The following is an 8,171-nucleotide window of genomic DNA, read 5'->3' as shown; positions in this document are numbered from 1 at the left end:
CGGGTCCGGGTCCGGGTCCGGGTCCGTGCCCACACCCGAGCGACCCCCGTCCCCGGACTTCGTCCAGTCGCTCGCCCGCGGCCTCGCCGTCATCACCGCATTCAACGCCGACCACCCCCGACAGACCCTCAGCGAGGTCGCCCGGACCACCGGACTCACCCGCGCGACCGCGCGCCGGTTCCTCCACACACTCGTCGAGCTCGGCTACGTGGACACCGCCGGGTCGGCCTTCTGGCTCACCCCCCGCGTGCTCGACCTGGGTTACAGCTACCTCTCGGCCATGCCGCTGACGGATCTGGCCCAGCCGCACCTCGAACGGCTCAGCGCACGGCTCGACGAGTCGTCGTCGATCGCCGTCCTCGACGGGCACGACATCGTCTATGTCGGACGTGTCCAGGTCCGCCGGATCATGAACATCGGGATCACCATCGGCACCCGGTTCCCCGCCTTCGCCACCTCGATGGGCAGGGTCCTGCTCGCGGCCCTGCCCGCGGAGGAGCTGGACGCCCACCTGGCGGCAACCGATCTGCGCGTCCGCACCCCGCACGGGATCGCGGACCCGGACGGATTGCGCGCCGAACTCGCGGCGGTCGCCGACCGCGGGTGGGCGCTCGTGGACCAGGAGCTCGAACCGGGCCTGAGATCTCTGGCCGCCCCGGTGCGCGACCGTCACGGGCGGGTCGTGGCCGCGCTCAACGTCTCCACACACGCCGCCCGGTATTCGATCGACCAGCTCCGCCACCAGCTCGTCCCCGTGGTCGTGGACGCGGCCCGGGCACTGTCCGCGGACCTGTCGACCGTCACTCGTTGACCTGTTCCCACTGAGACCCCTCCCCACACTCACCACCTCGGCTACCACCAGGAGAACCCATGCGCGACGTCGTCATCTGCCAACCCCTCCGCACGCCGGTCGGCCGCTTCGGCGGCGTGTTCCGCGATCTGGACGCGAACACGCTGGCCACCTCGCTGCTCACCGCGCTCGTCGAGCGCACCGGCCTGACCGGGGCGGACGTCGACGACGTGATCCTGGGCCAGGGCTCGCCCGGCGGCGAGGGTCCCGCCATCGGCCGGATCGCCGCCCTCGACTCCCCGCTCGGCATCGACGTGCCCGGGATGCAACTGGACAGGCGCTGTGGCTCCGGACTCCAGGCGGTGATCACCGGCGCGCTGCAGGTGGCCTCCGGCGGAGTGGACCTCGTGGTCGCCGGAGGAGTCGAATCGATGAGCCAGGTGGAGTTCTACGCCACGCCCTCGCCCCGCTGGGGCATCACGGGCGACGGCGTCTCGCTGATCGACCGCCTCGGCCGCGCCCGCACGACGGTCGGTGGCCGCTCCCACGTGATCGACGGCGGGATGATCGAGACCGCCGAGAACCTCCGCCGCGAGTACGGCATCACCCGCGAGGAGCAGGACCGGCTGGCCGTGCAGTCCCACCAGCGTGCGGTGGCCGCCCAGGAGTCCGGGGTGTTCGCCGAGGAGATCGTCCCGGTCGCCGTGCCGCAGCGCAGGGGCGGGGACCTCGTCGTCGACACCGACGAACACCCCCGCGCCGACACCACGGTCGAGGCACTCTCGGGCCTCCGGGCGATCATGGGCCGGACCGATCCCGAGGCCACCGTCACCGCCGGCAATGCCTCGGGCCAGAACGACGGCGCCGCGATGTGTGTGGTCACCACGGTGGACCGGGCCGCCTCGCTCGGCCTGACCCCGCTCGTCCGCCTGGCGTCCTGGGCCGTGGCAGGTGTCGCCCCGGAGACGATGGGGATCGGCCCGGTCCCCGCCACCGCCAGGGCGCTCGACCGGCTCGGGATGACGCTCGCGGACGTCGACCTTATCGAACTCAACGAGGCCTTCGCCGCCCAGGCACTCTCCGTCATGCGGGAGTGGGACGTCGACCCCGCGTCCGATCGCGTCAACCCCCACGGCTCAGGGATCTCGCTCGGCCACCCCGTCGGCGCGACCGGCGCCCGGATGCTCGCCACGCTCTCCCACGAGATGGTGCGCCGCGACGCCCAGTGGGGCCTGGAGACGATGTGTATCGGCGGCGGTCAGGGCCTGGCCGCCGTCTTCGAGCGCGTCTGATCGACCCCCCTTCAGCGACTGGAGCGTTCCGCACACCTCGCCCGAGGGTGGTGTGCGGAACGCTCTTGACGTTGATCGTGACGGTGAGGGGCCGGACGTTCACCGGTCCGAGCCCGGTCGGACGGGCGTCAGTCGTCGACGCGCGAGGGGTGCCTCGTCAGCGCCATCACCTCGATGTCCATGAACGGGAACAGCGGTAGGCCCGAGAGCAGCTCGTGCAGCTCGTCGCCGGACTCGACATCGAAGATGCTGATGTTGGAGTACTGGCCGACGATGCGCCAGAGCTCCCGCCACGTCCCGGAGCGCTGCAGCTCCTGGCTGTAGGCCTTCTCGCGGGCAACGATGTCCTCGCGCACCTGCGGGTCCAGGTCGCGGGGGATACGGACGTCCATGCGGACGTGGAACAGTGCCATCTCGCCAGTCTCCTCTACTTCTCAGTGGTCAACGTCGTGGTCAGCAGTCAGCAGTCAGCAGTCAGCGGCGGGTGAACTTCTCGACGGCGTCGTGGTCGATCTCCACGCCCAGGCCCGGCCCCTCCGGGAGGTGGACCCGACCGGCCTCGTACCTGATCGGCGTGCTCACGTAGGTCTCGGCCAACAGCAGCGGACCGAACAGCTCGGAGCCGTGGTTGAACCCCGGCTCGGCGCACGCCAGGTGAAGTGACGCCATGGTTCCGATGGGCCCCTCCAGCGAGGTCGCGGCATGGCAGGCGACGCCTGCCGCGCGCGCGATGGCCACGACCTCCTTGCTACGAGTGAGTCCGCCGAGCTTGGTGGTCTTGACGGCGATCACTCCGGCGGCGTCGCGCCGCACGACCTCGAGGGCGTCGTGCGGGGACTGCACCGATTCGTCGGCCATGACCTGGACGGGCAGCGTGCGGTTGAGCTCGGCGAGGACCTCGATCTGCTCGGTCGGGGTCGGCTGCTCGATCAGTTCGATCCCCGCCTCGACCAGCGCCGGGAGGTGAACGTTGGCGGTGAACCGGTCCCATCGGGCGTTGATGTCCACCCGCAGGCCGGCCCGGCCGTCGAGGCGCTCGGCGAGCGCGGTGATGCGCGCGACGTCCTCGGCCGGGTCCAGGGCCCCCATCTTGAGCTTGAAGGTGCGGTGGCGGTCGGCGGCGAGCAGCTCGTCGATCTCCTCGACCATCTCCTCGAGCGGCATGGCCCCCAGCGCCCACGTGCACTCGATGGACTCCCGGACGGCGCCACCGAGGAGGGACCGCACCGGCACCTCGAGAGTGCGCGCCCACGCGTCGAACATCGCGATCTCGAGTGCGGCCTTGGCGAAGCGCCCCCGGGCCACCACTCCCTCCATCGCCTCGAGGACCGCCGGGACCTCGTCCACGCGCCGACCCACGGCCACGGGGGCGAGGTACTTCTCCACGAGGACCTGCATGGTCTCGGCCGACTCCCCGCCCCACCAGGGGCCGCCCGGGGTCACGCCCTCGCCGTAGCCGACGACCCCGTCAGCAGTGGTCACCGACACCAGGAGAATGGACTGCTCGGTCGCGGTGGTGGTGGCGAACCTGTGGGGCCGGATGAGGGGAACATCGAGGATGCGGGTCTCGACGGATCGGATGGTCATGTCGGTCATGTTCGGTCCTCGACGTGATGTGAGCTGGGTGGGATCACCGGCGCCCCGGCCGCTCGTGGCGACCGGGGCTGGCGACGACGAATCCGGATATCGGAGGTGATCAGGCGACGTAGCGGGCCTCGGAGACCGGGTCGAGCACGAAGTCGTAGACGACCTCGTCGACGCCGTCCGCGCCCGGCTTGGGGTCCAGGATGAGCTCAGGCTTGACTGCTCCGGCCACGTCGTCCTCGACCCACTGGCCACCCTGGAAATACAGCTGGGTGGTGATGAGGCGCTTACCCGGGGCCGTCACCTTGAGGTGCAGGTGCGCCGGACGCCACGGGTGGCCGTCGTAGCTGGCGATGAACTCGCCGGTCGGGCCGTCGTGCGGGATCTGGTAAGGCGCGGGCTGGATCGTGGTGATCTCGAAGCCGCCCTCGGCGTCGGTCGAGAAGGTGCCGCGCAGGTTCCATTCCGGGATACCCAGTCCGTCGTCGAACTGGGAGTAGTAGCCGTCGGAGTCGGCGTGCCAGAGCTCGACGGTCGCACCCTCGATGCCGGCGCCGTCCAGGTCCCGGACCTGGCCCTTGAACACCAGGAGGGTGCCCTTCTCGTCCTCCCGCATCGGCATGGTGCCCTTGGCGCCGAGGTTCGGGGCGTCCGGCACGTAGTACGGGCCCTCGATGGAGCCCTTGGTGCCGGTGAAGATCCGGCCGTTGGAGTCCTCGATGAAGTGCTCGAGGAAGACGTCGAGCCACAGCGGCCACTCGCCACCCTCGCCGACATCGATGAGCCACTGCTTGAGGACGCGGTACTCGTCGTAGGTCACCTCGTGCTGGTAGATGACCTCGGACAGTTTGCCTAGCACGTCCTTGTAGATGGCGGCGGCGCGCTCGGTCGAGGTGTCGGAACTGACCCGGTGGCCCTTGAACTTGTCGGTGGCGGCGCTGCCGGAGCCGGAGGCGGTGGGGACTGCGGTGGTGGGGACTGCGGTGGTGCTCATGACGCTCCCTGCGTGAGTGGGGGGACTGGATCGGGCCGGTGGACGATGCTCCGATTCGGGATCTCCGTCGGCCGATGCCCTCACTGTGCCCCCGGCAAAGGTGTGTCGTCAATCACCCACCTATACATATGTAGTGGCATTCTGGGACGCAAATCGCGCCTCGCGACCACGTTCTCGCAGATAGACGTACGGATGCGAGCTGCTTGTTCGCAGGGCGAACAGGGGATACCTAGGCACGACTAGGCAAACCCCTAGTGTGACTCGCCCCACACTCGGGCACGGTGGGATTTATCACCGCACCAGGCCACCGGTAGAGGTGGCCCGCCCCGACCCCGCGAGGAGAACTCGATGTCCGATCGACTCGACCACCTGCAGCACACTCTCGACACCGCTCTCGAGGACCGTCCCGCCGAGGGAATCATCCGCGCGAACCGTCGTATCTTCACCGACGAGGAGCTGTTCGAACTCGAGATGACGCACATCTTCGAGGGCAACTGGGTCTACCTCGCCCACGAGAGCCAGATCCCGAAGGTCGGCGACTACTTCACCACCGACATCGGTCGACAGCCCATCATGATCACCCGCGGCAGGGACGGGGAGCTCAACTGCCTGATCAACGCCTGTTCGCATCGCGGGGCGATGCTGTGCCGCCGCAAGACGGACAACCGCACCACCCTGACCTGCCCGTTCCACGGCTGGACGTTCTCCAACTCCGGTGAGTTGCTCAAGGTCAAGGACCCGCGGGACGCCGGCTACCCCGAGCAGTTCAACACAGGCGGTTCACACGACCTGCGCCGTGTGGCCCGGTTCGCCAACTACCGCGGTTTCCTCTTCGGCAGCCTGAACGAGGACGTCCTGCCGATCGAGGAGCACCTCGGCGACAGCCGGACCATCATCGACATGCTCGTCGACCAGTCCCCGGAGGGCCTGGAGGTACTGCGAGGGTCGTCGACCTACACCTTCGACGGCAACTGGAAGCTCCAGGCCGAGAACGGCGCCGACGGCTACCACGTCTCGGCCACCCACTGGAACTACGCCGCCACCACCGCCCGTCGCGGCTCCGGCGAGTCGAAGAACGAGACCAAGGCGATGGACGCCGGCACGTGGGGCAAGCAGGGTGGCGGTTACTGGTCGTTCGACCACGGCCACCTGCTGCTCTGGATGTGGTGGGGCAACCCCGAGGACCGCCCGCTGTGGGAACGCCGCGAGGAGCTGGCCGAGCAGATTGGCGAGAAGAAGGCCGAGTTCATGGTCGGCGCCTCCCGCAACCTGTGCCTCTACCCCAACGTCTACCTGATGGACCAGTTCTCCAGTCAGATCCGGCACTTCAAGCCGATCTCCGTGGACAAGACCGAGGTGACGATCTACTGCATCGCCCCCAAGGGCGAGAGCGCCGAGGCGCGCGCCGCCCGGATCCGCCAGTACGAGGACTTCTTCAACGCGACGGGCATGGCGACGCCGGACGACCTGGAGGAGTTCCGCTCCTGCCAAAAGACCTACCTGGCCGGCGCCGCACCGTGGAACGACATGACCCGCGGATCCACGCACCAGGTCGCCGGACCCGATGCCACCGCCCGAGGTCTGGGGATGGAGAACGTGCTCTCCTCCGGCGCCAAGACCGAGGACGAGGGCCTGTACCCGGTACAGCACGGGTACTGGCTCGAGACCATGCGCCGCGCGTTGGAGGCGGAGGAACGCGCCGCCGCCGAGGCGGGGAAGAACGGGGTGGCGCAGAGCGTCGCCGCGTCCGCCTCCCTCTGATCTGACCAGCGCCCCCTCCTCCCCACGCCCACGAAAGGACCGATCATGTCCGCACCCTCAGTATCTGAACCGGCGGTGGCGTCGATCTCCGTCGAGGAGATCTCCGCCTTCCTCTTCCGCGAGGCCCGCCTTCTCGACGACCGGCAGTTCGAAGCATGGATCGAGTGCTATCGCGAGGACGCGATGTACTGGATGCCCGCGTGGGACGACGACGGCGAGCTCACCACGGACCCCTACTCCGAGATCTCGCTCATTTTCTATCCCAACCGGGCCGGCATCGAGGACCGGGTGTTCCGCATCCGTACCGACCGGTCGTCGTCCACCTCCCTCCCGGAACCCCGCACGGGCCACCTCATCAGCAACATCGAGGTGACGGACAAGCGACCCGGCGAGGTCGACGTCCGCTTCAACTGGCTCTCCTCGTACGTCCGCTACAAGACCACCGACCAGTACTTCGGGACGTCCTTCTACACACTCGACGTCACGGGGCAGACCCCGCTGATCACCTACAAGAAGGTCGTCCTCAAGAACGACTACATCCACCACATCGTGGACGTCTACATGGTGTGACCCGCCACGCCATCGAGCCCGCCCCACCGGGGCGTCGACGACCACCGGTCCGCCCAGTGCGGCCGATCATGCCAGCGACAAGAAGTGAGATCCCATGAGTTACCAGGTGGCCCTGGGCTTCGAGGACGGTGTGACGCGCTTCATCACATGCGGCCCGTCGGAAACCGTCGCCGACGCCTCGTACAAGGCCCGAATCAACATCCCCCTCGACTGCCGCGACGGAGCGTGCGGCACCTGCAAATCACTGTGCGAGTCGGGAGACTTCGACGGCGGCGACTACATCGACGACGCCCTCACCGCGGCCGAGGCCGAGGCCGGCTACTGCCTGCCGTGCCAGATGGTCCCCCGCTCGGACCTGGTGGTCCAGATCCCCACCACCTCGGACGTGGCCAAGACGACCGCGGCCGCCCACCCGGCGACCGTCACGGCGGTCGAGCGTCTGGCCGAGGGCGCGTTCGCGCTGACCGTGGAGCTCGACGACCGGGGAGCCCTGGCGTTCCTGCCGGGGCAGTACGTGAACGTCTCGGTTCCCGGTACCGACCAGGTGCGCTCGTATTCGTTCTCGACCGGCCCGGACGACGACCGCCTGTCGTTCCTCATCAAGTACGCCCCCGGCGGCGCGATGTCCGAGTACCTGGCGCAGCGGTGCGCGGTGGGCGATCGGCTCGACCTCACGGGCCCGATGGGCAGCTTCTTCCTGCGCGAGTCACCGCGACCGCTGCTCCTGCTCGCGGGGGGCACCGGACTCGCGCCCGTCCTGTCGATCCTGGAGAGCCTCGCCGTCGCCGGTTCCGGGGACAGGCCCGTGCACCTGGTCTACGGCACGTCACGCGACACCGACGTGGTGTGCACCGATCTGCTCGACGACTACACGACACGGCTACCGGGGATGACGTGGGACCTGGTCGTGTCCGACCCGGCCACGGCGTTCCCGAACACCGGATACGTCACCGGGTTGATCCGGCCCGAACACCTCCACGACGGGACGGCCGACATCTACCTGTGCGGGCCGCCTCCGATGGTCGAGTCCGTCCGGACCTTCCTGGACACCGAGGGCCTCGAGGTGACGCACTTCTACTACGAGAAGTTCACCCCTGCCACCGTGGCGGGGGACGGGCCCGCGGCTGCGGGCGCCGACGCCACTACACCCGTAGACAGACCGGATGAAGCCGCACCCGCC

The 8,171-nt window shown here is 68.9% G+C and carries 8 protein-coding genes; 5 read left to right on the top strand and 3 right to left on the bottom strand.

Features of this window, described 5'->3' with window-relative positions:
* Positions 1–25 precede the first annotated feature (25 nt).
* Both G6020_RS10230 and G6020_RS10225 read left to right on the top strand, forming a co-directional pair.
* Positions 26–811 (top strand): IclR family transcriptional regulator C-terminal domain-containing protein, encoded by a 786-nt coding sequence (locus G6020_RS10230; protein ID WP_182610549.1) that lies wholly within the window; start codon positions 26–28, stop codon positions 809–811.
* A 59-nt stretch (positions 812–870) separates the two neighbouring features.
* Positions 871–2,082, top strand: a complete 1,212-nt coding sequence (locus G6020_RS10225; protein ID WP_182610548.1) for an acetyl-CoA C-acetyltransferase — start codon at positions 871–873, stop codon at positions 2,080–2,082.
* Between the two features lie 128 nt (positions 2,083–2,210).
* On the opposite strand, the gene catC is transcribed toward G6020_RS10225, so the two are convergent.
* The 3 genes from catC to catA form a co-directional block, all read right to left on the bottom strand.
* Positions 2,211–2,495, bottom strand: a complete 285-nt coding sequence (gene catC, locus G6020_RS10220) for a muconolactone Delta-isomerase (RefSeq protein WP_182610547.1) — start codon at positions 2,493–2,495, stop codon at positions 2,211–2,213.
* A 61-nt stretch (positions 2,496–2,556) separates the two neighbouring features.
* Positions 2,557–3,678: a muconate/chloromuconate family cycloisomerase gene (locus tag G6020_RS10215; protein WP_182610546.1), complete on the bottom strand. Its 1,122-nt coding sequence runs from the start codon at positions 3,676–3,678 to the stop codon at positions 2,557–2,559.
* A gap of 100 nt (positions 3,679–3,778) precedes the next feature.
* Entirely contained in the window at positions 3,779–4,660 is an 882-nt protein-coding gene (gene catA / locus G6020_RS10210; RefSeq protein WP_182610545.1) for a catechol 1,2-dioxygenase, read from the bottom strand.
* A 348-nt stretch (positions 4,661–5,008) separates the two neighbouring features.
* Here catA and benA point away from each other — a divergent pair, with 348 nt between their 5' ends.
* From benA to benC, 3 genes are all read left to right on the top strand, one after another.
* A complete protein-coding gene (gene benA / locus G6020_RS10205; protein WP_182610544.1) occupies positions 5,009–6,421 on the top strand; it encodes a benzoate 1,2-dioxygenase large subunit in 1,413 nt (470 codons plus the stop codon).
* 45 nt (positions 6,422–6,466) lie between these two features.
* A complete protein-coding gene (benB, locus tag G6020_RS10200) occupies positions 6,467–6,991 on the top strand; it encodes a benzoate 1,2-dioxygenase small subunit (protein WP_182610543.1) in 525 nt (174 codons plus the stop codon).
* A gap of 94 nt (positions 6,992–7,085) precedes the next feature.
* Positions 7,086–8,171: benzoate 1,2-dioxygenase electron transfer component BenC (gene benC, locus G6020_RS10195; protein WP_182610542.1), on the top strand; the 1,086-nt coding region annotated here is incomplete at its 3' end.

It is taken from the genome of Dietzia sp. B19 (genome assembly GCF_014145155.1).
In the GTDB taxonomy this organism is placed as follows: Bacteria; Actinomycetota; Actinomycetes; order Mycobacteriales; family Mycobacteriaceae; genus Dietzia; species Dietzia natronolimnaea.
This window is presented reverse-complemented; position numbering and strand designations above follow the sequence as displayed.